The sequence below is a fragment of the Anaerotignum lactatifermentans genome (genome assembly GCF_016902535.1).
GTDB lineage: Bacteria > Bacillota > Clostridia > Lachnospirales > Anaerotignaceae > Anaerotignum > Anaerotignum lactatifermentans_A.
Genome location: NZ_JACSNY010000005.1, coordinates 37,994 through 64,524, shown reverse-complemented (window position 1 = coordinate 64,524; position 26,531 = coordinate 37,994). Strand labels below are relative to the sequence as shown.

Annotated in this window: 23 protein-coding genes and 1 riboswitch; of the genes, 16 read left to right on the top strand and 7 right to left on the bottom strand. The window is 53.0% G+C overall.

Annotation, left to right across the window (positions count from 1 at the left end):
• Positions 1-4: 4 nt before the first annotated feature.
• From H9X84_RS05300 to H9X84_RS05290, 3 genes are all read left to right on the top strand, one after another.
• Positions 5-367 (top strand): NusG domain II-containing protein, encoded by a 363-nt coding sequence (locus H9X84_RS05300; protein ID WP_205133350.1) that lies wholly within the window; start codon positions 5-7, stop codon positions 365-367.
• 3 nt (positions 368-370) lie between these two features.
• On the top strand, positions 371-859 hold the full coding sequence (locus tag H9X84_RS05295; RefSeq protein WP_205133351.1) for a Gx transporter family protein: 489 nt from the start codon (positions 371-373) through the stop codon (positions 857-859).
• Positions 860-1,172: 313 nt separating this feature from the next.
• Entirely contained in the window at positions 1,173-2,678 is a 1,506-nt protein-coding gene (locus tag H9X84_RS05290) for an IMP dehydrogenase (protein WP_205133352.1), read from the top strand.
• Between the two features lie 121 nt (positions 2,679-2,799).
• Here the strand turns inward: H9X84_RS05290 and H9X84_RS05285 are convergent, their stop codons facing one another.
• The 5 genes from H9X84_RS05285 to ribD all read right to left on the bottom strand — a co-directional run bounded on the left by H9X84_RS05285 (position 2,800) and on the right by ribD (position 6,612).
• Positions 2,800-3,033 (bottom strand): hypothetical protein, encoded by a 234-nt coding sequence (locus H9X84_RS05285; protein ID WP_205133353.1) that lies wholly within the window; start codon positions 3,031-3,033, stop codon positions 2,800-2,802.
• Positions 3,034-3,126: 93 nt separating this feature from the next.
• Positions 3,127-3,588, bottom strand: coding sequence for a 6,7-dimethyl-8-ribityllumazine synthase (gene ribE / locus H9X84_RS05280; protein ID WP_205133354.1), 462 nt, complete (start codon positions 3,586-3,588; stop codon positions 3,127-3,129).
• A 49-nt stretch (positions 3,589-3,637) separates the two neighbouring features.
• Positions 3,638-4,843, bottom strand: coding sequence for a bifunctional 3,4-dihydroxy-2-butanone-4-phosphate synthase/GTP cyclohydrolase II (locus tag H9X84_RS05275; protein ID WP_205133355.1), 1,206 nt, complete (start codon positions 4,841-4,843; stop codon positions 3,638-3,640).
• 20 nt (positions 4,844-4,863) lie between these two features.
• Positions 4,864-5,511, bottom strand: a complete 648-nt coding sequence (gene ribE, locus H9X84_RS05270; RefSeq protein WP_205133356.1) for a riboflavin synthase — start codon at positions 5,509-5,511, stop codon at positions 4,864-4,866.
• Complete coding sequence (gene ribD / locus H9X84_RS05265; RefSeq protein ID WP_205133357.1) at positions 5,512-6,612, bottom strand: bifunctional diaminohydroxyphosphoribosylaminopyrimidine deaminase/5-amino-6-(5-phosphoribosylamino)uracil reductase RibD; 1,101 nt, start codon at positions 6,610-6,612, stop codon at positions 5,512-5,514.
• A 154-nt stretch (positions 6,613-6,766) separates the two neighbouring features.
• Positions 6,767-6,882, bottom strand: a riboswitch (FMN riboswitch).
• 387 nt (positions 6,883-7,269) lie between these two features.
• Between ribD and H9X84_RS05260 the strand changes: the two genes are divergently transcribed.
• The 10 genes from H9X84_RS05260 (at position 7,270) to rbr (ending at position 19,924) form a co-directional block, all read left to right on the top strand.
• Entirely contained in the window at positions 7,270-9,864 is a 2,595-nt protein-coding gene (locus H9X84_RS05260; protein ID WP_205133358.1) for a cation-translocating P-type ATPase, read from the top strand.
• Between the two features lie 267 nt (positions 9,865-10,131).
• Positions 10,132-10,962, top strand: coding sequence for a carbon-nitrogen hydrolase family protein (locus H9X84_RS05255; protein WP_205133359.1), 831 nt, complete (start codon positions 10,132-10,134; stop codon positions 10,960-10,962).
• Positions 10,962-11,948 carry a peptide-methionine (R)-S-oxide reductase MsrB gene (msrB, locus tag H9X84_RS05250; protein WP_205133360.1) on the top strand — a complete coding sequence of 329 codons (987 nt, stop codon included), beginning with the start codon at positions 10,962-10,964 and terminating at the stop codon, positions 11,946-11,948. The genes H9X84_RS05255 and msrB overlap by 1 nt, the downstream gene beginning before the upstream one ends.
• Before the next feature lie 84 nt (positions 11,949-12,032).
• Entirely contained in the window at positions 12,033-13,427 is a 1,395-nt protein-coding gene (gene asnS, locus H9X84_RS05245) for an asparagine--tRNA ligase (protein ID WP_205133361.1), read from the top strand.
• 359 nt (positions 13,428-13,786) lie between these two features.
• Positions 13,787-14,716 (top strand): N-acetyl-gamma-glutamyl-phosphate reductase, encoded by a 930-nt coding sequence (gene argC / locus H9X84_RS05240; protein WP_205133362.1) that lies wholly within the window; start codon positions 13,787-13,789, stop codon positions 14,714-14,716.
• A 35-nt stretch (positions 14,717-14,751) separates the two neighbouring features.
• On the top strand, positions 14,752-15,966 hold the full coding sequence (argJ, locus tag H9X84_RS05235; RefSeq protein WP_205133363.1) for a bifunctional glutamate N-acetyltransferase/amino-acid acetyltransferase ArgJ: 1,215 nt from the start codon (positions 14,752-14,754) through the stop codon (positions 15,964-15,966).
• A 16-nt stretch (positions 15,967-15,982) separates the two neighbouring features.
• On the top strand, positions 15,983-16,840 hold the full coding sequence (argB, locus tag H9X84_RS05230) for an acetylglutamate kinase (RefSeq protein WP_205133364.1): 858 nt from the start codon (positions 15,983-15,985) through the stop codon (positions 16,838-16,840).
• Positions 16,841-16,861: 21 nt separating this feature from the next.
• Positions 16,862-18,034 carry an aspartate aminotransferase family protein gene (locus tag H9X84_RS05225; protein WP_205133365.1) on the top strand — a complete coding sequence of 391 codons (1,173 nt, stop codon included), beginning with the start codon at positions 16,862-16,864 and terminating at the stop codon, positions 18,032-18,034.
• A gap of 19 nt (positions 18,035-18,053) precedes the next feature.
• A complete protein-coding gene (gene argF / locus H9X84_RS05220) occupies positions 18,054-18,968 on the top strand; it encodes an ornithine carbamoyltransferase (RefSeq protein WP_205133366.1) in 915 nt (304 codons plus the stop codon).
• A 413-nt stretch (positions 18,969-19,381) separates the two neighbouring features.
• Positions 19,382-19,924: a rubrerythrin gene (gene rbr / locus H9X84_RS05215; protein WP_205133367.1), complete on the top strand. Its 543-nt coding sequence runs from the start codon at positions 19,382-19,384 to the stop codon at positions 19,922-19,924.
• An 80-nt stretch (positions 19,925-20,004) separates the two neighbouring features.
• Here the strand turns inward: rbr and H9X84_RS05210 are convergent, their stop codons facing one another.
• Positions 20,005-21,180 (bottom strand): MFS transporter, encoded by a 1,176-nt coding sequence (locus H9X84_RS05210; protein ID WP_205133368.1) that lies wholly within the window; start codon positions 21,178-21,180, stop codon positions 20,005-20,007.
• 140 nt (positions 21,181-21,320) lie between these two features.
• Between H9X84_RS05210 and H9X84_RS05205 the strand changes: the two genes are divergently transcribed.
• The 3 genes from H9X84_RS05205 to H9X84_RS05195 all read left to right on the top strand — a co-directional run bounded on the left by H9X84_RS05205 (position 21,321) and on the right by H9X84_RS05195 (position 23,906).
• Complete coding sequence (locus H9X84_RS05205; protein ID WP_205133369.1) at positions 21,321-21,947, top strand: Maf family protein; 627 nt, start codon at positions 21,321-21,323, stop codon at positions 21,945-21,947.
• A 112-nt stretch (positions 21,948-22,059) separates the two neighbouring features.
• Complete coding sequence (locus tag H9X84_RS05200; RefSeq protein ID WP_205133370.1) at positions 22,060-22,494, top strand: MarR family winged helix-turn-helix transcriptional regulator; 435 nt, start codon at positions 22,060-22,062, stop codon at positions 22,492-22,494.
• On the top strand, positions 22,491-23,906 hold the full coding sequence (locus H9X84_RS05195; RefSeq protein ID WP_205133371.1) for an MATE family efflux transporter: 1,416 nt from the start codon (positions 22,491-22,493) through the stop codon (positions 23,904-23,906). The genes H9X84_RS05200 and H9X84_RS05195 overlap by 4 nt, the downstream gene beginning before the upstream one ends.
• A gap of 90 nt (positions 23,907-23,996) precedes the next feature.
• Here H9X84_RS05195 and H9X84_RS05190 read toward each other — a convergent pair whose 3' ends face one another.
• Positions 23,997-26,522 carry an FAD-dependent oxidoreductase gene (locus H9X84_RS05190; RefSeq protein WP_205133372.1) on the bottom strand — a complete coding sequence of 842 codons (2,526 nt, stop codon included), beginning with the start codon at positions 26,520-26,522 and terminating at the stop codon, positions 23,997-23,999.
• Positions 26,523-26,531: the final 9 nt, after the last annotated feature.

Below are 26,531 nucleotides of genomic sequence, written 5' to 3'. Positions count from 1 at the left end.
AGACATGAAACGGATGGATTTGATTCTGGTTTTCGTGGTGCTGGCCATTGCCGGGGCCATATACTTCTTTTATACGGGAACGGCGGAAACGGGAGCGGAGGCAGTCATTACCGTGGACGGCGAGGTCTACGCCACCATGCCCCTTTCCAAGGACGACAGTCTCCGGGTGGAAACGGAAACGGGATATAATATTGTAGAAATTCAGGACGGCTATGCCATGGTAACGGAAGCGGACTGCCGGGACGGCATCTGTGAAAACCACAGAAAGATTTCTAAAAACGGGGAGAACATCGTGTGTCTGCCCCATAAAATGGTAGTGGAAATAACCGGCGGGGAGGACCCGGCGGCGGATATGGTGGTGGGATAAGGCATGAACAGTAAAAAAATCGCCCTCTGCGGCCTGCTGACGGCACTGGCTATATTGATGGGATATGTGGAAATGCTGATTCCCATGCCCATGGTGGTGCCGGGCATCAAGCTGGGCCTGGCCAATGTGATTGTGGTCATCGCCATGTATTCCCTGGGGCCCAAAACGGCATTATTCATCTCTTTGATACGTGTCATTCTCTGCGGCCTGCTCTTTGCCGGCTTCGCGGGACTGCTCTATTCCCTGGCGGGGGCTGTGTGCAGCTTTGCCGTCATGGCACTGCTCTATAAAACGGAAAAAATGAGTATTACCGGCGTCAGCATTGCCGGCGGCGTATTCCATAATGTGGGGCAGATCATTGTGGCGGCACTGGTGGTGGAAAATATCAAAATGGCCTACTACCTGCCCTTCCTTCTGGTATCCGGCGTTGTGACCGGTTTTCTGATCGGGACCATCTCCCGGCTCTGTCTGCCCTATGTGCGCGGAAGATAGACAGTATCGGCATCATGGGCAGAAAATCAAAAGAAACGCCCTGTTTTGACAGGAAAAAGCAACGAATTTCACAAAAACAAAAAAAATAGCCAAGCCCCCTTGAACAGGGGGCTTTTTAGTGCTAAAATCGTATGCAATACAAGGACAGTGGGAATGTTGTATACAAAGGAAAAGAAACAGGCAAAGCATTTTCCCCATAAGAAACCGTATGTTTCGGGGATACTCTTCAGGCACTTTTCCTTTTTTTATTTCCGGTCCTTACAGTGGCTTCACAGTGGATCAACAGTATTTTTTACAGGAGGAGAAAAAGCATATGGCAATTTATTTCACGGAACCTTCCAGAACCTTCAGCGAATTTCTTTTGGTACCCGGCTACACCACAAAGGAATGTATGGTGGAAAACGTCAGTCTGAAAACACCCATCGTTAAGTTTAAAAAAGGGGAAAAACCCGCGCTGGAAATGAACATCCCTCTGGTATCCGCAGTTATGCAGGCGGTATCCGATGATAAAATGGCGGTGGCACTGGCAAAGGAAGGCGGCATCTCCTTCATCTTTGGTTCTCAGTCCATTGAAAGCCAGGCGGCTATGGTAGCCAGAGCAAAGGCTTACAAGGCAGGCTTTGTTATGAGTGATTCCAACATCAGCCCCGAAAGCACCTTGCAGGATATTCTGGATCTGAAAGCAAGAACAGGCCATTCCACTGTGGCAGTTACCACAGACGGCACCGCCCAGGGCAAGCTGGTAGGTATGGTCACCAGCAGAGACTACCGCATCAGCCGTATGGAACGGGACGTAAAAGTAAAAGAATTCATGACTCCACTGGATCAGCTGATCTACGCGCCGGAAGGCACGACACTGAAAGAAGCCAATGACATCATCTGGGACAACAAGATCAACCAGCTGCCTATCGTAGACAAGGAAGGCAGACTGCAGTATCTGGTATTCCGCAAAGACTATGACAGCCATAAAGAAAACGCCAACGAACTGCTGGACGCACAGAAGCGTTATGTAGTAGGCGCCGGCATCAATACCCGTGATTATCAGCAGAGAGTACCCGCTCTGGTAGAGGCAGGCGTAGACATCCTGTGCATCGACTCCTCCGAGGGCTATTCCGAATGGCAGAAGGATACGCTGGCATGGGTAAGAGAAGCCTATGGCGACAGCGTAAAGATCGGCGCCGGCAACGTTGTAGACGCGGAGGGCTTCCGTTTCCTGGCGGACTGCGGCGCGGACTTCGTTAAAGTCGGTATCGGCGGCGGCTCCATCTGCATCACCAGAGAACAGAAGGGCATCGGCCGTGGTCAGGCTTCCGCAGTCATCGAGGTAGCAAAGGCCAGAGACGAATACTTCAAGGAAACCGGCGTATACGTTCCCATCTGCTCCGACGGCGGTATCGTATACGATTACCATATGACATTGGCCCTGGCTATGGGCGCGGATTTCATTATGCTGGGCAGATACTTCGCCCGTTTCGATGAAAGCCCTACCAACAAGGTCAACATCAACGGCAGCTACATGAAGGAATACTGGGGCGAAGGCTCCGCCAGAGCGAGAAACTGGCAGCGCTACGACATGGGCGGCGACGCGAAGCTGTCCTTCGAGGAAGGCGTAGACTCCTACGTTCCTTATGCCGGCAGCCTGCATGACAACGTAGGTCTGTCTCTGAAGAAAGTGAAATCCACTATGTGCAACTGCGGCGTACTGTCTATTCCCGAACTGCAGGAAAAGGCAAAGATTACCGTTATCTCCACCACCAGCCTGGTAGAGGGCGGCGCCCACGATGTACTGCTGAAGGATTCCAACAAAAACTACAAATAAGATATTTTGGGGCGGGAATTTCCCGCCCTTATTTTTATGGATTTTTCCAAAAAAAACAGCATCGCCGGGAACTCTGCGGCGCAAAGTTCCCGGCGATGCTGTTTTGACTGGGCTTTGTATCTTACCATGTTTTTCCCATCATCATGGCAATATCCATCAGCTCTGTGACCATGGCATAGGTTTCGTCCTCATCCTTGAGCCGTTCCCTGGTTTCCTCGTCGCTGTCAAAAGAAACCACCAGCTCGCCGTAGATGTTGCAGAAATCTACCTGCCAGTCCTCTTTGATGTTTTTGTATTTGCGCAGGTGATAGCACACCTCGCTCAAATCCTGAAAGGTATAGGTATCATGTATCATAAGGCTCGCTCCTTTCCTGGTGGGGATATTATACCAGAAAACCAGGCGAAAGAAAAGCGCGGAGGATGTTTCCGCGCTTTGATTGTGTTTTTCTTACATCTTTCTTGCCAGGTCTACCATTTCAATAGCGGAGCAGGCCACGTCATAGCCTTTGTTGCCCGCTTTTGTGCCGGCACGCTCGATGGCCTGTTCAATGGTGTCTGTGGTCAGTACACCGAACATCACAGGTACGCCGGTTTCCAGGGCGATATGGGCTGTGCCTTTGGATACCTCGTTGCAAACGTAGTCATAATGGCTGGTGGCCCCGCGGATCACAGCACCCAGACAAAGGATGGCGTCATACTTACCGCTCTTTGCCATTTTCTGAGCGATGGTGGGGATCTCGAACGCCCCGGGCACCCAGGCCAGTGTGATGTCATCTCCGTCTACGCCGTGGCGCAGCAGAGCGTCCTCCGCGCCGCCGATGAGCTTGCTGACGATAAATTCATTAAATCTCGCGGCAACAATGCCGATCTTCATACCTTTTCCGCTTAAATATCCTTCCATTACCTGCATGGTATGTTCCTCCTTTGATTTCCTCAAAAATAATTGTTTGTGCTATTGATTAAAGCAGATGGGAGAAAATATGACCCATTTTCTGCTGTTTTGTCTGCAAATAGAATTCGTCGTCCTCCTGGGGTTCGATCTCGATGGGCACCCGTTCCACAATGGAAACGCCGAAGCCGTCCAGACCGTAGACCTTGGTGGGGTTATTGGTCAAAAGCCGCAGTTCTTTCGCGCCCAAATCCTGCAAAATCTGCGCGCCGATCCAGTATTCCCGCAGGTCGGGGGCAAAGCCCAGTTCCAGATTGGCCTCTACGGTATCCCGGCCCCGTTCCTGCAATTCGTAGGCTTTCAGCTTATTGATGAGGCCGATGCCTCTGCCTTCCTGGCGCATATACAGCAGGATGCCTCTGCCTTCTTTTTCGATCTGAGCCATGGCCGCTGCCAGCTGCTGGCCGCAGTCGCACCGGCGGGAACCGAATACGTCGCCGGTGAGACATTCGGAATGGACACGGCAAAGCAGATTCTTGCCATCGCCGATCTCACCTTTTACCAGTGCTACATGATGCTCGCCCGTCAGGTCATTGATATAGCCGAAAATGCGGAATTCCCCGAAACGAGTAGGCATTTTTGCTTCTGCCTCCCGCACTACGTGTTTTTCATGACGGCGGCAGTAATTTTGCAGGTCGTGGATAGTGATAAATTTCAGATTATATTTCTCCGCGAATTCCCACAGGGCCGCTGTCCGCATCATGGTACCGTTTTCCGCCATGATCTCGCAGCACAGGCCGCAGGGCTTCAATCCAGCCAGACGCATCAGATCCACAGTAGCCTCTGTATGGCCTTCTCTGGTCAACACGCCGCCTCTGCGGGCGATAAGAGGGAACATATGTCCGGGGCGACGGAAATCCTGGGGCTTTGCGTCGGCGTCCACACATTTTCTGGCAGTCAGGGCGCGTTCCTCGGCGGAAATGCCGGTGGTGGTGTCCACATGGTCGATGGATACGGTAAAGGCGGTGCAGTGGTTGTCCGTATTTTCCGTTACCATCTGAGGCAGCATCAGCTTCTTGCCCAGCTCCTCATCCATGGGCATGCAAATCAGTCCTTTGGCATGGGTAGCCATAAAATTCACATTTTCTGTGGTAGCGAACTGTGCCGCGCAGATCAGGTCGCCCTCGTTTTCTCTTTCGGGGTCGTCTGTTACCAGAATCATTCTTCCCTGGCGCAGTTCTTCCAACGCTTCCTCAATGGTGTTGTATTCTCGCATAGCTGTAACCTCCTATGATATCAAAATCCGTTCTCCCGCAGAAAATCCAGCGTCAATGTGGATTTTTTGGGAGCGGCCTCCGTTTTTTTCAAAAAGCTCTGGACATATTTTCCAATGACGTCTGTTTCCAGATTGAACGCATAGCCTACCGGCCGGTCCAGTATGGTGGTATGTCCGCCGGTATGGGGGATAATGCCCACCCGGAAATGGTCCTTGTCTACGTCAATAACCGTCAGACTGGTGCCGTCAATGGCAATGGAGCCTTTTTCCACAATGCCGGAGAGAATTTCCTCATCGGCGCCGATGGAAAGAAGAATGGCCTGTCCTTCCGGTATCTTGGATAGGAGCACACCCCGTCCGTCAATATGGCCGCTGACCATATGGCCGCCGAATCTGCCGTCCGCCGCCATGGCCCGTTCCAGATGAACCCGGCTGCCCCGTTTCAGCTCGCCCAGATTGGTGCGGCGCAGGCTCTCCGCCATAACGAAGGCCGTAAACCCGTCTTTTTCCAGCTTTGTCACCGTCAGACAGGTACCGTTGACGGCAATGCTGTCTCCCAGCTTGGTGCCTTCCAGTACGGTGCTGGCCTGGATCTGAAGATCACCGCCTTCCTTCGTCAGGGAAAGGCCGCGGATAGTGCCGATTTCCTCAATAATGCCTGTAAACATTTACTGCGCCTCCTTTTCCGGGAGAACATCATACACACAAAGCACGTCGTCCCCAAAAATTTCTGTCTGGGCCAGCCGCAGGGCCGGAGACTGTGCCGGCAGGTCAATGCCCCTGCCGCTGACGGGGGTTTTGGCGGTTTTTCCGCCGAAGATCTTCGCGCCCACATAGGCGTATACCCGCTGTACCAGTCCCGCTTCCAGCATGGAGGCGTTCAGTTCGCCGCCGCCTTCCAGCAGAATACTGCCGATTTTCAATTCGCCCAGTTTGTCCATCAATTCAGGCAGAGGGATCTTTTGGCCCTCGAATACAAAGACCAGCACCCCTTTTTCCTCCAGCGCCGCCTTTTTCTCGGCATCTTTGGCACAGGTGGCGATAAAAAGCGGGATCTCTTTTGCCGACTGCACCAGCTTGCTTTCCAGGGGGATGCGCAGGCGACTGTCGCAGATGACGCGGACAGGATTTCTGCCCCCGTCTCCCAGCCGACAGCTGAGCATAGGATCGTCGGCCAGTACGGTGCCGATGCCCGCCATGATGCCCTGATATTTCCGCCGCAGCAGATGCACATGACGGCGGCTTTCCTCGTTGGTGATCCACTGAGAGGCCCCCGTTTCGGTAGCGATCTTTCCGTCTGCCGTCATGGCGTATTTCATGGCTACATAGGGCCGCTGTCTGGTGATGTAATAAAAGAAGGGTGCATTAAGGGTGTCACATTCCTCCCGGAGGAAGTCCTCAATGACATTGATCCCGGCCTGCCGCAGGATGGCGGCGCCCTTGCCCGCTACCTTCGGGTTCGGGTCCCGGGAACCGATATAGACCGTCTGAATCCCCGCTTCCAGAATGGCCTCCGTACAGGGCGGCGTTTTTCCGTAGTGACAACAGGGCTCCAGGGTAACGTACAGGGTGGCGCCCATGGGAGATTCTTTGCAGGAAGCCAGGGCGTTGCGCTCCGCGTGGAGTCCGCCGTAGCGGGCATGATAGCCCTCGCCGATGATCCGGCCGTCCTTTACGATGACGGCGCCCACCAGCGGGTTGGGGTCTACGGCGCCTGTGCCGTTTTTCGCCAGTTCTATGGCCCGGCGCATCATATCCTGATGATCCATGTATTCCACATCCTTTCCAAAAAAAATAACCCTGAAGGACTTTTGGTCCATTCAGGGCGTTTGTGCTCGTGAAAAAGTGTGTACGCAAAAGAAACAGGCACATTCCACCTTCTTTTTTCATACACAAGAGGACAGGACGGTTTTTCCGTACTGCCGTTATCTTCTTCCATCCAGACTATACTGTCGGTTTTGGAATTTCACCAAATCCTGCGCCATGCGCTCGCGGACTTTACCGCCGATCGGGAATCTCACCCTGCCCTGAAGATCTTTTCTATGCTGTTGTCTTTCTTATCATAGTCTATTGTTAAGAAAAAAACAAGTCCTTTTTTTGTTTTTTGTATGGAGAAGAAAACAAAATGGCCGCGAAAAGGGATAAAATCAGGCAAAAACGGGAAAATTAAAAATAAAAAAAATCTTCTTGCTTTTTTAAAAGAAGTATGATACACTCATCATAAATAAAAGGGAGTAGCTTATGCGGCATCCGCATTGTCAGCGTTCGTCATCTCGGTCTTTGGACCCGGGCGCTGTCGGGAAAAAGATAAGCTGTCACAAGACAGTATATTTTTTACAGGAAGCAAGACTTTTATTGCATCACAGGTGTAGTGGGTGCAATAAAAGTCTTTTTTTATTGCACGGACCAGGAAGGGAGTTTTGCATATGACACAATTATGGAAAATGCCGCAGAAGGAGATCCTGCGGGAGTACGAGACGACCATGGACGGCCTGACCCAGGCAGAGGCCAAGCGCCGTCTGGAACAATACGGCTATAACAAATTACAGGAGCAGAAGCGAAAAGGCGTCCTGCAGGTATTCGCGGAACAGTTCGCCGATCTGCTGGTGGTAATCCTGATTATCGCCGCCGTCATTTCCGCACTGACCGGCGGACTGGAGGGCACCATTGTTATTCTGGTGGTGCTGGTCATGAACGCCATTCTGGGGACGGTGCAGCATTTCAAGGCCCAGAAATCCCTGGACAGCCTGAAGGCCATGGCGGCGCCCAACGCCCGTGTCATCCGGGACGGCCAGCGGATGGAGGTACCGGCGGCAGAGCTGGTGCCCGGCGATATCCTGCTGCTGGAAGCGGGGGACGTAACGGCGGCAGACGGCCGTGTGCTGCGCAATTATTCTTTGCAGGTCAATGAAAGCGCCCTCACCGGCGAGTCGGAAAACGTAAACAAAACAGACGAGGCCATCGACCAGGAGGAGCTGCCTCTGGGGGACCGTTTGAATATGGTATACAGCAGCTCTCTGGTGTCTTACGGCCGCGCGGTAGTGCTGGTTACCGGCACAGGGATGCAGACAGAGATCGGCAAAATTGCCGATCTGATGGAATCCGCTCAGGAAAAAACAACGCCCTTGCAGCGGAGTCTGGATGATTTCTCCAAAAAACTCTCCGTTATTATCATTGTGATCTGTGCCATCGTATTCGGTCTGAGCGTATGGCGGGATATGGGGCTGGCGGACGCTTTGATGTTTGCCGTGGCGCTGGCGGTAGCGGCCATTCCCGAGGCCCTCAGCTCCATCGTGACCATCGGCCTTGCCATCGGTACCCAGAAAATGGCCAGAGAAAACGCCATCATCAAAAACCTGCGGGCCGTGGAAGGTCTGGGCTGTGTCTCTGTCATCTGTTCCGATAAGACCGGTACTTTGACCCAGAACCGCATGACCGTACAGCAGTGCTATACCGGCGGCAGAGTATGGTCCACAGCGGAGGCGGCGGAGGACTGCGCCGCCGTGGAAAGCCTTGTGGCGGAAAGCGTACTCTGCAACGACGGCGTCATCAGCGACGATGCCGCCATCGGTGACCCCACAGAAACGGCGCTGCTGACCTTCTGCCGCAGAATTGACAGAAACGAGAGAAAGATCCGGGATGAGTTCCCCCGTTTGCAGGAGATCCCCTTCGACTCCGACCGAAAACTCATGTCTACCCTGCATTTTCGAAACGGCAGACATGAAATGCTGACCAAAGGCGCGCCGGATGTACTGCTGAAACGCTGTACCCATATCGAAGAAAACGGACAGTTTAGGGAACTGACAGAGGACGACTGCCAGAAGATCATCGAGCAGAACCGGGCCTTTTCCTCTCAGGGCCTGCGTGTACTGGCCTTTGCGAAAAAGGTTCTTTCCGAAAACCGGCCCATGACGCTGGAGGACGAACGGGAACTGGTATTCACCGGTCTGATCGCCATGATGGACCCTCCCAGAGAGGAATCGGCGCCTGCTGTTGCGGACTGCCGCCGGGCGGGCATCCGTCCTGTCATGATTACCGGCGACCATAAGATCACCGCCTCCGCCATCGCTAAAAAGATCGGCATTTTGCAGGAAGGCGACAAGGCCGTAGAAGGCAGTGAACTGGAAAAAATGACAGACGAGGAACTTCGTCAGGAGGTTTCCAAAATTTCCGTCTATGCCCGGGTATCTCCGGAGCATAAAATCCGTATTGTCCGGGCATGGCAGGACAACGGCTATGTGGCGGCCATGACCGGTGACGGCGTCAACGACGCCCCCGCCCTGAAACAGGCGGACATCGGCATCGCCATGGGCATTACCGGCACAGAAGTTTCCAAGGACGCCGCGTCCATGATCCTGACCGACGACAACTTCGCTACCATCGTCAAAGCCGTTGCCAACGGCCGAAACGTATATACCAATATCAAAAACTCCATCCAGTTTTTGCTCTCCGGCAATCTGGCGGGCATACTGGTGGTCGTATTCACATCCCTGATGGGGCTGCCCCTGCCCTTTACGGCGGTACAGCTGCTGTTCATCAATCTGCTGACAGACAGTCTGCCCGCTTTGGCGGTCAATATGGAACAGCCCACCGGTGACCTGCTGGACCAGAAACCCAGAAGCCCCAAAGAGGGCATCCTTACAGGGGATTTCCTGCGGAATCTGGGCGTACAGGGCCTGCTCATCGGGGCAGCCTCCATGGCAGCCTTCTATCTGGGGCTGGCAGTCAATGACGGTATGGCCTGCACCATGGCCTTCGCTACCCTGTGTCTGGCCCGTCTGTTCCACGGCTTCAACTGCCGGGGCACACACTCCGTATTCCGTCTGCCCTCCAACCCGTACAGCATCGGCGCTTTCGCCGTTGGTACGGTACTGCTGATGGTAGTGCTCTTTGTGCCCGGTCTCCATGGCCTCTTCGATATTGACAACGCCCTGACCGGAAGGAATGTTTTGCAGATCATCGGTCTGGCCTTCGCGCCTACCTTCCTGATCCAGCTTTCCCGTATCGTCCGGGGCAAATAACAAAGCATATTTCCCAGAGCCTTCCGCCGAGTGCAGAACGGCGGAGCGCTCCTTCGTATAAAAACATCCCGTTTCCCTCCCACCCACGAATTTAGTGAAACGGGGACAAGAAATCCCCCAGACATTTCCCGTCTGGGGGATCTTCTTTTGCGGCCGTTTTTCCTTTGTAAAAAATCTCAAGGAAAAGGGCTTTTTCTTCCCACAATCCCCGGAAATATGGTATACTTTCCCCAAACAGGAGGAATCCTTCAGAAAGGAAGTGGAGATATGAAAATCGCGTTGATTCAAATGAAGGTGGGGGCCACACCACAGGAAAATCTGGCCCACGCCGCCCAGCTGGTAGCCGAGGCGGCACAGGCGGGCGCGGAGCTGGTTTCTCTGCCGGAAATGTTCTGCTGCCCCTACGAAACGCCTAATTTCCCCAAATTCGCCGAAGCAGAAGGCGGCCCCTTCCACCAGTCTCTGGCGGCACTGGCAAAAGAGGCCGGCGTTTATCTCATTGCCGGTTCCGTACCGGAGGACGAAGACGGCAAAACCTACAATACTTCTTATGTTTTCGACCCAGCCGGAAACTGCATTGCCAAGCATCGGAAAATTCATCTGTTCGATATCAATATCGCCGGCGGCCAGAAATTCATGGAATCGGAAACACTGACGGCAGGCAGCCGCCCCACGGTATTTGATACCCCCTGGGGAAAAATGGGGCTGTGCATCTGCTATGACATCCGTTTCCCGGAGCTGGCCCGTCTGCTGGCGCTGGAGGGGGCAAAAGTCATCTTTATCCCCGCCGCCTTCAATATGACCACCGGCCCGGCCCACTGGGAGCTTTCCTTCCGGGCAAGGGCTCTGGACAATCAGGTGTATATGGCCGGCTGCGCCCCCGCACGGGATCTGACGGCTTCCTACCATTCCTGGGGCCATTCCATCATCACGACCCCCTGGGGCGAGGTCATGGGACAGCTGGAGGAAGAAGAAGGCATTCTCTACGGAGCGCTGGATTTCGCCCGCGAGGACGCCATCCGGGAACAGCTGCCTTTATTAAAGCATCGGCGGACGGACCTGTATGAACTGAAAGACCTGACAAAAGAGGTGAACTAATGGAGCAAGAAACCATTTATCTGGCCGGCGGCTGCTTCTGGGGCACGGAAAAATACATGGAGCAGATTCCCGGCGTCCTTTCCACCCGTGTGGGCTATGCCCTGGGCAAAAAGGAAGGCATAGAACAAAAACGGCGGGAGAGTGTATCCTACGAGGAGGTCTGCGCCCACAGCGGACATGCCGAAACGGTAGAGGTGATCTTTGACCGGGATAAGATTTCGCTGGAAGAAATATTAAAGGAATATTTCTACACCATCGACCCGACCTCTCTGGGCAGACAGGGGGCGGACGTGGGCATACAGTACCGCACCGGCATCTACACTACAGACCCCGCTCAGGATGCAATCGCCGCCAAGGCACTGGAAAAGCTGCAAAAACAATATGACCGCCCTGTGATGGTGGAGCACCTGCCCTTGTTCCAGTTTCTGCCAGCGGAGGAATACCATCAGAAATACCTGACGAAGCATCCCGGCGGCTACTGCCATATCAATTTCGCCAAAATCGCCAGGGAAAAGGCCCGCTGTGTAGACCCGGCGGACTACAAGGCCATGACGAAAGCAGAAATGCGGGAAAAGCTGACGCCCCTCCAGTACGCCGTCACCCAGGAAAACGAGACAGAGCCGCCCTTTTTCAACGAATACTGGCAGACAGAGGAGCCGGGCCTTTATGTGGATATCACCTCCGGAGAGCCGTTATTCTCTTCCCGGGACAAATTTCTGTCGGCCTGCGGCTGGCCCGCATTTTCCAGGCCCCTGGACCCCAATGCCGTGACGGAATACGACGATCTTTCCCATGACATGATCCGCACGGAGATCCGCAGCCGGGTAGGCAACGCCCATCTGGGCCATGTCTTCAACGACGGCCCCACAGAATCCGGCGGCCTGCGCTACTGCATCAACAGCGCCTCCCTGCGCTTTATCCCGGAAAAAGACATGGAAAAGGAAGGCTATGGCGCCTTTTTGTCCTTTCTTCGGGAAAAGTCTTAAAATAAGGTTGTCTTTTTGTCAAAAGAGGGCTAAAATAAGACACAAGTGCATTTGCGACAATCGGTAATTAAAGGAGAGATCACAGTGGATTTAAACACCGTAAAATCAATTTACCGCCAGACGGCGGACTATGCCAATAAAGAGGTTACCCTGGGCGGCTGGGTCCGCACCATGCGGGTATCCAAAAACTTCGGCTTTATCGAACTGAACGATGGTTCTTTCTTCAAGAACATCCAGATCGTTTTTGAGGCGGACAGCCTGCCCAACTACACAGAAATTACAAAGCTGGGCGTAGGCGCGGCCATCATCGTCAAGGGTCTTCTGGTGGAAACACCGGAAGCAAAACAGCCCTTTGAGGTAAAGGCACAGGAGATCGCCGTGGAAGGCACCTCCACTCCCGACTACCCTCTGCAGAAAAAGCGTCACAGTGTGGAATTCCTGCGCCAGATCGCTTATCTGCGTCCCAGAACCAATATGTTCTCCGCTACCTTCCGGGTACGCAGCCTCATCGCTTACGCCATCCATCAGTTCTTCCAGGAGAAGGGCTTTGTATATGCCCACACCCCCATCATCACCGGCAGTGACTGTGAGGGCGCTGGGGAAATGTTCCGTGTCACCACACTGGATCTGAACAACCTGCCCAAAAAAGAAGACGGCACCGTAGACTTTTCCAAGGACTTCTTCGGCAAGGAAACCAATCTGACCGTCAGCGGCCAGCTTTCCGCGGAAACCTTTGCCATGGCTTTCCGGAATGTTTACACCTTCGGCCCCACCTTCCGTGCGGAAAACTCCAATACCGCCCGTCACGCGGCGGAGTTCTGGATGATCGAGCCGGAAATGGCTTTCGCTGATCTGGAAGACAACATGGAGATCGCTGAGGAAATGCTGAAATACATCATCCAGTACGTTCTGGACAACGCGCCGGAAGAAATGGAATTCTTCAACAGCTTCGTGGACAAGGGCCTGCTGGACAGACTCCATAACATCCTGAACAACGAATTCGGCCGTGTCACCTACACAGAGGCCGTTGATCTGCTCATCAAATCCGGCAAGAAATTCGAATACCCTGTGGAATGGGGCATTGATTTGCAGACAGAGCATGAACGCTATCTGACAGAGGAAATCTTCAAAAAACCTGTCTTCGTTACAGATTATCCCAAGGATATCAAGGCCTTCTATATGCGTATGAATGATGACAACAAGACCGTTGCCGCTATGGACCTGCTGGTTCCCGGCGTCGGCGAAATCATCGGCGGCAGCCAGAGAGAGGAACGTCTGGATATGCTGGAAAAACGTATGGACGAGCTGGGTCTGAAAAAAGAGGACTACTGGTGGTATCTGGATCTGCGCAAATACGGCGGCACCAGACACTCCGGCTACGGCCTGGGCTTCGAGCGTGCGGTTATGTATCTGACCGGTATGAGCAACATCCGTGATGTACTGCCTTATCCCAGAACCGTAAAGAACGCGGAATTCTAAAAAATACAGATTCCAACAAAGGACCGAGGGCTTCACTGCCTTCCGGTCCTTTTCCGTTTTTCCTATACCTTGTATACAATGTATAACCCCATAAATAAATGTATATTATTCAGATATTCCCTATTTCCTCCGGAATATACCGCGAAAATCCCTTCCATCTCTTCCTTTTTTATCCAATGTTTTTCCGAAAAACATCTGTCCATCCATAGTCTTTAGGGATATTGCCCAAAAATTTCCTTTCATTTTCGTCAAACCCTGCCATTCCTCCGAATGTGTATAAATATGCGCATCCGCATTGACTTTTCTGTTATATCCTTTATAATAATACATATCCTATGTTGCGGAAATGGGGGTTCCATATGAAATATAAGGTATATATCGACGGTCAGGCCGGCACCACCGGCTTACAGTTAAGACAGAAACTGGAGGGGCACGATGGCGTAGAGCTGCTGCTGATCTCCGAGGAAAAAAGAAAAGACGAGGCGGAACGAAAACGGCTCATGAATCTGGCGGATGTGGTATTCCTCTGCCTGCCCGACGCGGCGGCAAAAGAAGCGGTGACGCTGGTGGAAAATCCCAACACCTGCATCATTGATGCCAGCACCGCCCACAGAACGGCCCCCGGCTGGACCTACGGTTTTCCGGAGCTGTCCCCGGCCCATAGAGAGGCCATCCTCCACTCCAAGCGCATCGCTAACCCCGGCTGCCACGCCACCGGCTTTATCGCGGCGGTTTATCCGCTGGTGGCCCATGGCATCGTATCCCCGGATTATCCCTTTACGGCCCACAGCCTGACAGGATACAGCGGCGGCGGCAAAGCCATGATCGCGGAATACGAAGAGCCGGAACGCTCCTATGAATTTGACAGTCCCAGACAGTACGGCCTTTCCCAGAGCCATAAGCACCTGCCGGAAATGCAGTATGTCACCGGTATTTCACAGCCGCCGGTATTCATGCCCATTGTCTGTGATTTTTACAGCGGCATGGCTACCTGCATTCCCCTGCACACCCACCTGTTCCAGAAAAAGGTGACCAAGGCGGAACTGACGGCGCTGCTGAAAGACCATTATAAAGGCCACCCTCTCATTTCCGTGGAAGATACGGACAAAGGCTTTCTGGCGGCCAATGAGATTCGGGACACCAATAAGCTGAAACTGTATATTGAGGGAAATGACGAAAGAATGACCCTCATCAGTGTATTTGACAATTTAGGAAAAGGCGCTTCCGGCGCGGCCGTACAGAACATGAACCTGGTTCTGGGGCTGCCGGAGACAAAGGGCCTGATTTGACAGAGATAGATAGATAAAAAGAAAGGATGAGGAAAATGCAGAAGATCACAGGCGGTGTGACCGCTCCCAAAGGCTTTACGGCGGCGGGCATCCACTGCGGCATTCGGAATAACCAGACAAAAAAAGACCTGGCACTGCTGTACAGCGAAGTCCCCTGCCAGGCGGCGGCAGTCTATACCCAGAATAAGGTATACGGCGCGCCGATTACCGTAACCCGGGCCAATATCGCCGACGGCACAGCCCAGGCCATGATCTGCAACAGCGGCAACGCCAATACCTGCAACGCCGACGGCGTGGAAAAAGCGGAAATGATGTGTGAGATGACAGCAAAGGCACTGGGACTCTCTCCCAAGGACATCATCGTTGCCTCCACCGGCGTCATCGGCATGACACTGAATATCGAGCCCATCGCAGCAGGTATTCCCCAGCTGGCTCCCCTGCTGTCCAAGGAAGGCCACAGTGATGCCGTGGAAGCCATCATGACCACAGACACCAAGCCCAAGGAAGAGGCTTATGAGACACAGATCGGAGGCAAAACCGTTACCATCGGCGCCATGGCCAAAGGCAGCGGTATGATCCATCCCAATATGGCTACCATGCTGGGCTTTTTGTCCACAGACTGCGCCATCACAGCGCCTATGCTCCAGAAGGCCCTGAAGCTGGCCGTAGACGACAGCTTTAACATGGTCAGCGTAGACGGGGACACCTCCACCAACGACATGGTCTCCATCATGGCCAACGGTATGGCGGAAAATCCCGTCATTGACAAGGAAGGCGCGGACTTTGACGCTTTTGTGGCCGTAGTCAAGGAAATCTGCATTTCCATGTCCAAAAAGATCGCCGGCGACGGGGAAGGCGCTACCAAGCTGGTGGAATGTTCCGTACACCATGCCCCCGATACGAAGCTGGCAAAGGCCATCGCCAAATCCATCATCACTTCCAACCTGACCAAGGCGGCTATGTTCGGCGCTGACGCCAACTGGGGACGTATCCTCTGCGCCATTGGCTATACGGAAGGAGATTTCGCCGTAGACACCATTACCGTTACCATTTCCTCCCCCAAGGGTGAGATTCTGGTCTGCGAAAAAGGCGCCGGCGTTGCCTTCGACGAAGACAAGGCCAAAGAAATCCTTTTGCAGGAAGAAATCCATATTGACGTGGATATGAAACAAGGCGACGGCGAAGCTACCGCATGGGGCTGCGACCTGACCTATGACTATGTAAAGATCAACGGCGACTACCGCACATGATGGAGGTAACCTACAAATGAAAGACATCAATACCATGAAGGCAACGGTCCTGACAGCGGCCCTGCCTTACATTCAGAAATACTACGGAAAAACCGTCGTGGTCAAATACGGCGGCAACGCCATGGTTCATCCGGATCTGAAAAAAGCCGTTATGAGCGACATCATCCTTCTTTCCCTGGTAGGCATCAATGTAGTGCTTATCCATGGCGGCGGCCCGGAGATCAGCGGGATGCTGAAACGGCTGGACATCCCTTCCCACTTCGTCAACGGCCTGCGCTACACCGACGAGGAAACGGCGGAAGTGGTACAGATGGTACTGGCGGGCAAGACCAACAAGGACCTGGTAGGCCTCATCGGCCAGCTGGGCGGCAAGGCGGTAGGCCTGTGCGGCATTGACGGCTGCATGATCCAGGCCAAAAAAATGGAGGGAGACTACGGCTATGTGGGCGAGATCACCAAAGTAGACACCACCCCCATCATCAATGCCATCAACAGCGGCTATATCCCCGTGGTAGCGACCGTAGGCACTGACTGCCAGGGACATATCTACAACATCAACGCGGATACGGCGGCGGCGAAAATCGCCGGTGCCCTCCACGCGGAAAATATCATTACACTGACAGACATTCGCGGGCTCATGCGGGATCTGGAGGATGAGGACTCCCTCATCTCTACCGTACACGTCAGCGAAGTACAGGAACTGGTATCCGAAGGCATCATCAGCGGCGGCATGATCCCCAAGGTAAAAAGCTGCGAATCCGCAGTCCGGGCCGGGGTGAAAAAAGCCGTGATGATCGACGGCCGAATCGAACATTCCATTCTCATCGAAATGTTCTCCGACGAAGGCATCGGCACCATGTTCCTGCCCGATTAACAAAAAAGGAGGGAAAAACCCATGGACTTTCAACAGGCAAAAGAACTGGATTCCAATTACATCATCCACTCCTACGGACGCTTTCCCCTGCTGCTGACAAAGGGCAAGGGCGCGCAGGTACAGGATGACACAGGAAAAACATACATCGACTTTACCAGCGGCATCGGCGTAAACGCCCTGGGCTTCTGCGACGATGGCTGGGTACAGGCCGTAGGCGCGCAGCTTGCCAGCTTGCAGCATACTTCCAACCTGTACTATACAGAGCCCTGCATCCAGACAGCGAAGTTGCTCTGCGAAAAAAGCGGCATGAAAAAGGTATTCTTCGGCAACAGCGGCGCCGAGGCCAATGAAGGCGTTATCAAAGCCGCAAGAAAATACAGTTTTGAAAAATACGGAGAAGGCAGAAACACCATTCTGGCCCTGAAAAACTCCTTCCATGGGCGTACCATGGCGGCGCTGTCCGCCACAGGCCAGGACGCCTACCATAATTACTTCTTCCCCTTTGTAGAAGGCTTTGCCTTCGCGAAGGCCAATGATCTGGAAGACACACTGGCAAAAATGACGCCGGATGTCTGCGCCCTGATGCTGGAAACAATACAGGGAGAAGGCGGCGTAGTGCCTCTGGACAAGGAATACGTTCAGGCAGTGGCAAAGGCTTGCCAGGAAAAAGACATCCTGCTGATTGTAGACGAGGTACAGACCGGTATGGGCAGAACAGGCACTCTGTTCAGCTATCAGCAGTTTGATATCCAGCCGGATCTGGTTTCCTGCGCCAAGGGTCTGGGCGGCGGCCTGCCCATCGGCGCGGTACTCTTCGGCGAAAAGACAGAAACAGTCTTTGGCGCCGGGGATCACGGCTCCACCTTCGGCGGGAACCCTGTAGTCTGCGCCGGGGCCGTACATATCCTGCAAACCATGGACGACGCCTTTTTGCAGAGCGTTGCGGAAAAAGGCGCTTACCTGAAGGAAAAAATCGCTAACATGCCCCATGTACAGAATGTCACAGGACTGGGCATGATGCTGGGCATCCTGCTGGATACGGAAGCCAAGCCTGTCATCCATACATTGCTGGAAAAAGGTCTGCTGGTACTCTCCGCCAAGGAGAAGATCCGTCTGCTGCCGCCTTTGACCATTACAAAGGAAGAAATGGACCAGGGCCTTGCCATACTGGAAGAAACACTGAACGCACTGTAAGAAAGAAAGGGGAACGCATATGAAACATTTTCTGAAACTTTTGGATCTGACCACAGAAGAGATCCTGGAACTGCTGGATCTGGCGGATCATTTGAAAACACAGAAGAAACAGGGCATTGAGCACCATATCCTCAAAGGCAAAACACTGGGTATGATCTTTGAGAAATCCTCTACCCGTACCCGTGTATCCTTTGAAACCGGCATGTATCAGCTGGGCGGCCACGCTCTGTTTATCAGCTCCAAGGACGCGCAGATCGGCCGCGGCGAGCCCACAGAGGATACCGCAAGAGTTCTGTCCCGCTATCTGGACGGCATCATGATCCGTACCTTTGAGCAGGAAGAAGTGGAAACTCTGGCAAAATACGGCTCTATCCCCATCATCAACGGCCTCACCGACTTCTGCCACCCCTGCCAGGTTATGGCGGACCTGCAGACCATCCGGGAACACAAAGGCAAACTGGAAGGCCTGAAAATGTGCTACATCGGCGACGGCAACAACATGGCCAACTCCCTGATCGTCGGCGGCCTGAAAGTAGGCATGTCCGTAGCGATTGCCTGCCCCAAGGATTATCAGCCTCATAAAGACGTACTGGACTTCGCCGCACCCTATGGCGACAAATTCCTGATGACAGATGACCCTATGGAAGCGGCTAAGGGCGCGGATGTTGTCCTGACTGACGTATGGGCATCCATGGGCCAGGAAAGCGAGCAGAAGATCAGAGAAGCCGCATTCAAAGGCTTCCAGGTAAACGCGGAACTGATGGCCGTTACCAACGAAGGCTGTATGGTACAGCACTGTCTGCCCGCCCACAGAGGCGAGGAAATCACCGCCGATGTCTTTGAGGCACACGCTGACGAAATCTTTGACGAAGCGGAAAACCGTCTCCATGCCCAGAAAGCAATTCTGGTAAAACTGATGGCAGACCCTCAGTAACCGCTGTCTGTTTTTAAAAAAATCTAACATATCTTCCTGAAAAAAGCCATAACGCTGGAATCCTTGAGATAGGCCAAGGATTCCAGCGTTTCTGTTTTATGAAAATTCCTTTTTTACAAAGAATCCGCGCTTTTTCGTAAGCCAGCTTCTGGGACATCTTCATAAGAAAGCAAATATTGCCGGAATCCTTGCAATAAAGCGGATTCCGGCAATTCAATTTTGATCGGAATTGTTTTCTTAAGGGGAGGCTGCTTTCCGTATGTTCTTTTTTGAAAGGAAGTGGAAAAATTTATCTGTTTTTTTTTTAGAAAACCTATTGACTTTTTTCTGTAATCTGGTATACTAATCTCAAATAAATGATAATTATTATTATCTAATAAAGATTCAATCTAATTCCAAAGGAGGTCATCGTAATGAAAGAATTGAAGGGTACAAGAACAGAAGCGAACCTGCGCACCGCTTTCGCAGGGGAATCCGAAGCAAGAAATAAATACACCTATTACGCAAGCAAGGCGAAAAAGGAAGGCTATGAACAGATTGCCGCACTGTTTACAGAAACAGCCAACAACGAAAAAGAACATGCGAAAATCTGGTTCAAACTGCTCCATGACGGCGGCGTTCCTTCCACAGCGGAAAACCTGCTGGACGCGGCTCAGGGCGAAAACTACGAATGGACAGACATGTACGCTACCTTCGCCAAGGAAGCGAGAGAAGAAGGCTTTGACCGCATCGCTTACCTTTTCGAGGCCGTAGGTGAAATCGAAAAACACCATGAAGAACGCTATCGTCAGCTGCTGGCAAATGTAGAAGGCGGTCTGGTATTCTCCAGAGACGGCGATATGATCTGGCAGTGCAGCAACTGCGGCCACATCCATGTAGGCAAACAGGCGCCTGAAGTATGTCCCGTATGCGAACATCCGAAGGCATATTTCCAGATCCTGGCGAAAAATTATTGATACGCTCCCTCTTTTAGAAATAAGTTTCCATAGAAAAAAAAGTGATTTCCGGCAAATCCGGGAATCACTTTTTTGTTTTATCAGGCTTCTCCTATTTTCCCATGGAGAAGCAGGGCGCAAACCAGAGCGCAGAGGGCCAGCACACCGCCGCCCAGCCCCAGCAGCCTCATATCCAGCCGGTCCACCATCAGACTGCCGCAGACAGAACCAAAGGCGATCCCGAAATTATAGGAAAAAGAGTTGGCGGAAGCCGCCAGCGTAATGGCGCCGGGATATTCCCTTGTGGCAATATTCAGGATATTCACCTGAATGGGCGAGTTTTGCAGATACATCACCAGCCCGATCACAAAAATCACCGCCAGCGCCAAAGGAGCCGCCTTCAAAGTCAAAGGCAGTACAAACATAGCCGCGGCCATTACCAGAAAAGAAAACCGCAGCTTATAAATCCCTCTCCGCTGTGCCATCTTGCCGGAAATCAGATTACTGAAAAAGACCATGACCCCAAACAGCAGCAGTACCGGACTGATGAGCGAAGCAGGCACCCCGATGAGCTCCTCAAAAACCGGCGTCAAATACGTATACAGCACATAGGCCGACGACGCACCGAAAAATACCGTAAAAATCCCCAGCAGAATCCGCCCGTCCCCCAGGAGGACAAACTGCTGCACCAGACCGGAGGGCACCTTCTGCTGGGCTCTGGGCAGAGAAACCACCAGAATCACTAGCACCGCCGCACTGCAAAGGGTAATGAGCCCAAAGGCCGCCCGCCACCCCAGAAGATGACTGACTGTGGTGCCCATGGGCACGCCAAAGATGGAGGCCAGACTAAATCCGGCAAAAACCCAGGAAACCACCGTCGCCCGATGCTCCAAAGAGGAAACATCCGGCACAAAGGTCATGGAGACGGAAATCAGCGTCCCGGAAACCACCGCCAACAGGATTCGGGCCGCTGTCAGCATACCATAGGTCGGCGCCAAAGCACAGAACAGATTCCCCAGAATAAACAACACCGTCAATACGGTAATCAGGCCAAATCGGGAAAACCGGCCCGCCAGCGCCGCCGTAAACGGTGTTCCCACGGCGTAAACAAAAGCAAATACGGACACCAGACTGCCCGCCGTTGTCAGAGAAACCCCCAGTCCCCCGGAAATATCCGGCAGAATGCCCACCACGATAAACTCGCTGGTACCCAGGGCAAAACTCAGTAAAATCAAGCCGATGACCGGCAGTGTAAATATTTTTTCCTTTTTTGCCATAAAATATTTCTCCCCCTTTTTTGCAAAAACCTCGACTATTATATCACTTCTTTGGGACTCGTCAAGGTCTTTTCCTTGCAAACTCCATCTTCTTTTCGTACAATAAAACAAAAGCATTTTACAGGAAAGGACTGTTTTCTATGCAGCTGATACTTGCGTCCGCTTCTCCCAGACGGCGGGAACTGCTTTCCATGCTGGAAGTCCCCTTCTCTCTCCGGGAAAGCATGGTAGATGAACGGGCATTGGAGGCCGGTCTTGCCGGCGCGGCTCCGGCGGAAAAGGCCATGAAAACGGCGGAAGCCAAAGCTCTTTCGGCAGCGGAGGGACTGGCGGGACCGGCCGTCATCATCGGGGCGGATACCATTGTGGCCTATGACGGAGAACTTCTCCATAAGCCGGCGGACAAAGACGCCGCCTTTGCTACACTCTCCCGGCTTTCGGGCCATACCCATATGGTCTATACGGGTGTTTGTCTGGCGGAAGTCCTGCCGGGAAAAGCACCGATCCCACACTCCTTTGTAGCAGGGACCCGGGTTACCTTCCGTTCTCTGACGGAAAAAGAAATCCTCGCCTATATCGCCACCGGCGAGCCCTTTGATAAAGCGGGGGCCTATGGCATACAGGGAAAAGGCGCTCTGCTGGTTTCCCGCATCGAAGGGGATTTCTTCAATGTAGTAGGCCTGCCTTTGACGGAGCTGCATCTGCGGCTGCGGGCTCTGGGGCTGGATATTCCTTCTTTCTGGGAAAGCACTGAGAAAAAATCATAAAACCACAGAAAAAACAGTTGCGGACGCAACTGTTTTTTTGTATACTGTTTTTAGTTGCAGACGCAACAATTCGCAAGGAAAGGTTTGAACATATTTTATGGAGAAAAAAGGAATGCGCTATACCATTCACGCTTCCGCCATCAGCCGCTATGCCAACCGTATCTACACCCACTGCCTCCACGATTTTCCCATTGGCAGCGGGCAGTATTTCTTTTTGCTGCGGATTTATGAAAACGACGGCATTTCCCTTTACGCTTTAGCGCAAATGGGATTTTTTGATAAAGGCACCGTCAGTCGGGGCGTCCAGAAGCTGGAAGAGGCCGGTTATATCCGGGTAGTCCCCGATGAAAAGGACCGCCGCTGCCGCCGGCTTTCCGTGACGGAGGCCGCCATGCCCATTATTCACCGGCTGCTGGAGGCCAAGGAAAAATGGAACCAGGCCCTGACAGCAGGCATGAGCGATGAGGAGTGCCTCCTGCTGGAAGATCTCATGGCGAAAATGGTACAGAACGCGAAGAATTATCTGGATGAGGAGGAATCGGAATGAACGCAAAAACAGTAGTAAAATCCGCTGAAAATCCCTTGGGGGTAAAGCCCATCAGAGGACTGCTGCTTTCTTTTTCCATCCCTGCCATCATTTCCTGTCTGGTCAATTCCGTTTACAATATCGTCGACCAGATCTTTATCGGTCAGGGTGTGGGATATCTGGGCAACGCCGCCACTACCATCGCCTTCCCTCTGATGACCATTATCATGGCCTTCGCCACCCTCATTGGCTCCGGCGGCAGCGCTTACGCCGCTCTGCGTCTGGGCGAAGGCAGAAAACGGGAGGCACTGCTGACGCTGAATAACCTGCTGATCATCGCCATTGGCCTTGGGGTGCTTCTGGCGGCTGTGGGACTGATTTTCCTGCGGCCGATCCTGACGTTGTTCGGCGCCACGGAATCCACCATGCCCTACGCTGTGGACTACACCTCCATTGTACTGCTGGGGGTTCCCTTCAGTCTGGTGAGCATTTCCCTGTCCAATATGGCCCGTACCGATGGTCATCCCCGAATGTCCATGTACGGCATTTTGATCGGGGCGGCACTGAATACAGTACTGGACCCCATTTATATTTTCGTACTGCACTGGGGCGTAAAGGGCGCCGCTTTGGCTACCATCACCTCCCAGTTTGTTTCTACGGTGGTTTTGTCCTACTATTTCCTGAAAAAAGGGAATATGCGCTTTCACAAGATCTATTTCAAGCCCGTAGGCAGAGTATGGTACAAAATCTTTACTCTGGGCATTTCCTCCGGCATTACCTCTCTGGTGGCCTGCATCATGCAGGTGGTCATGAACAACTCCCTGGTACACTACGGCAACCAATCGGAAATCACCGGGGATGTGGCCCTCAGCGCCATGGGTATCGTCATGAAGATTGCCATGATCCTGGCGTCCTTCTGTATCGGCTTTGGTATCGGTGCCCAGCCGATTCTGGGCTTTAATCTGGGGGCAAGGAAATATCCCCGTGTGCGTCAGGCGTATCTGATGGCAGTGACCATCGCCACCGTCTCCATTTTCCTGGGCTGGCTCATCTGTCAGACCATGCCCCATCTGGTACTGAGTCTCTTTGGGGACGAAAACCAGACCTTTACGGATTTTGGCGTCCGCTGTCTGCGGATCTATCTGGGCGGCATCTTCTGCGCCGGGTTCCAGATCGTTTCTACCAACTACTTCCAGGCCACAGGCCAGCCCTTGAAGGCCTCCCTTCTGTCCATGCTGCGCCAGCTGCTGCTGCTGATTCCGCTGCTTCTGCTGCTGCCGCTGAAATTTGGACTGGATGGCCTGCTGTATGCCGGTCCCTGCGCCGATATTGGCTCCGCCTGCATCGTTGCCCTCTTCATCGTGCCGGAAATGCGAAAGCTCAACCGGAAAATACAGGAGCAAAAAGAGGCGGCCGCTTCTCTGGCAGCCTGACTTTCCATAACATCTTAGAAAACCATAAAAAGACACCCCCTGTCAAAAGACAGGGGGTGTCTTTGGCTTTGCGCCGTATTAGAAGAAGGATCAACCGAAGATCTGTCCAAAAGCTTTCTTTTGCAGGATCGCCTCTGTCATCTCCGCCATCTTAGAAGTATCCCCCAGAAGGATCACACCGCAAAGGGCATTATTCAGGAAGTAGTACTTCTCCAGTGTCATCCGTCTGTCGTCGCGGATTTCCAGTGTTTTATAGGTAGCGTCTGCTTTGGTGCCTACATCGCCCATGGCGAATACCATGGTATTCAGCGCCGCCAGCGTCATGCCCTGTGTCTGAGGGACATAAGGCAGAGAATCGCCCGCCGCGTTAGCTCCGGCAATCCGTCCCATTTCAGAAGCCACAGGCCAGATCGCCGCGTTGACGCCGTTGAACTCGGCACAGTCGCCGCCGGCAAATACACAGCTGTCGCTGGTCTGCATCTGATCGCTGACCATAACCGCCCGGTTGGTCAGCAGACCCGCGTCTTCCGCCAATTCCTTGTTTGCCCGGACACCGGTGGACATGATGACCAGATCCGCGGGGATCTTGGTGCCGTCGCCCAGCAGAACGCCGTCCGCTTTGCCGTTGCCGGTGATTTCCGCGATTTTCACGCCGGTGAGGATCTTCACGCCATTTTTCTCGGCGATCTTTGTCAGCATTTCAGCGCCGGTACCGTCCAGTTTCCCGGCCAGCAGCGCAGGCGCGCCTTCCAGTACCGTTACTTCCAGTTTTTCTTTTCTCAGTTCCCATGCGCTTTCCAGACCCAGTACGCCGCCGCCGATGACTACGGCATGCTTCGCGCCCTGTACCATCTGATTGATCTTTTCCACGTCAGAGATGGTACGTACCGGTGTCACGCCTTCCAAAGACGCGCCGGGGATGGGCGGGATAAAGCTGTAAGAACCCAGTGCGTAAACACATTTATCATAAGGCAGTACGCTGCCGTCTGCCAGACGCACTTCTTTTCTGCCCAGATCCAGAGCCGTTACTTTGGTATTCAGGCGCAGATCAATGCAGTTTTCCTCATACCATACGGCATCCTTGCTGGCAATGGCGTCGCCGCTGACCGCGCCGAACATATTCTTTGTCAGCATAGGTCTGTCATAAGGCAGTTCCTTTTCCTCGGAAACCATGATGATGCTGGCGGTATTGTTTCTTTCCCGGATGGCCTTTGCCGCGTTTAATGCCGCTGTGCCGCCGCCCAGTACCACGAATTTCTCCAGCGTATCGCAGTGGTAAGTGATCTCATCCAGATCCACAGGCACAAAGTTTTCCTTGCCTACGCCGCAGACAGGGCAGTTCTCCATGGAGGAATCGAAGATTTCGCCGCAAACCAGACATTTTACCAGACCGCTTCTTGCGCTCTTTGCCTTAGGCTCTTTCTGCAGCAGGGTATCCGCGAAACGATAGCCGAAATCATAAGCGTCCATCAATTCATTTTCCGAAGGTCTCAGACGAACACGGAAACCATCTACCACACGCAGACGGATCTGCTTCAGACGCTCGATGATATGGGGCACACCCTCGCCGCTCCAGCCGTAGCTGCCGAAAGCGCTGGCCAGCTTACCGCCATGAACCGGCGGGAACATCAGTGTTGTCAGGTCCCAGATGGGCTTCAGCGCTTCGCCCAGAATGGTAGGTGTACCGAAGAGGATACCATCGGCGGCAGCGATCTCGCCCAGAACCTCCGCCTGATCCGCCGTCACCATATCGTACAGTTTTACTTCAATATCGTCATTGTCCCGGATGCCCTGCGCGATCTGCTCCGCCAGCTGACCTGTGTAGCCATAAGCGCTCACATAAGGGATTACCACTTTTTTCCGGGGATTTGCCGGTACCTCACACCATTTATCATAAATCTCCATCAGCTCGTCCAGATGGCTGTCCAGAACGGGGCCATGGCCGGGGCAGATCATATCCACATCCATCTCTCTGACCGCCGCCAAAGCGTTTGTCATGTAAGGACGTTTGAAGGGCCCCAGAATATTGTCGAAATAGTATTTTGTCGCCCGCAGATAGCCTTCCGTGTCAGTCACAGTGCTGCGCAGGATGCCTTCATGGGCATAATGGGAACCGAAGGAGTCACAGGTTACCAGAACCTTGTCCTCTACGATATAAGTATACATAGTATCGGGCCAGTGCAGATTAGGGAATACTCTGAACTGCAATGTTTTGTTCCCGATGCGCAGTTCGTCGCCATCCTTTACGGCGATGCTGTAAAAATCGCCGTTGACAATCTGCTTCAGGAAGCCGATGGCAACAGGTGTAGCCACGATTTTGGCTCTGGGGCAGATATCCAGAATTTTTTTGATGCTGCCCACATGGTCCGGCTCCGTATGATCCACAACGATATAGTCGATGGAGGATACTTCCGTAATCTGGGACAATGTTTCCAGATAGTCGTCAAAGAATTTTTCCTTGGCTGTCTCGAACAATACGGTCTGGTCGCCGCATTTGAGTAGATAGGAATTGTAGGACGTACCAAATTCCGTCATCATAATGATGTCAAATACCCGCAGGTCCTTATCCAGGACGCCGGTCCAGTAAAAATCAGGTTTTAACTGTAATGCTTTCATGAACGTTTT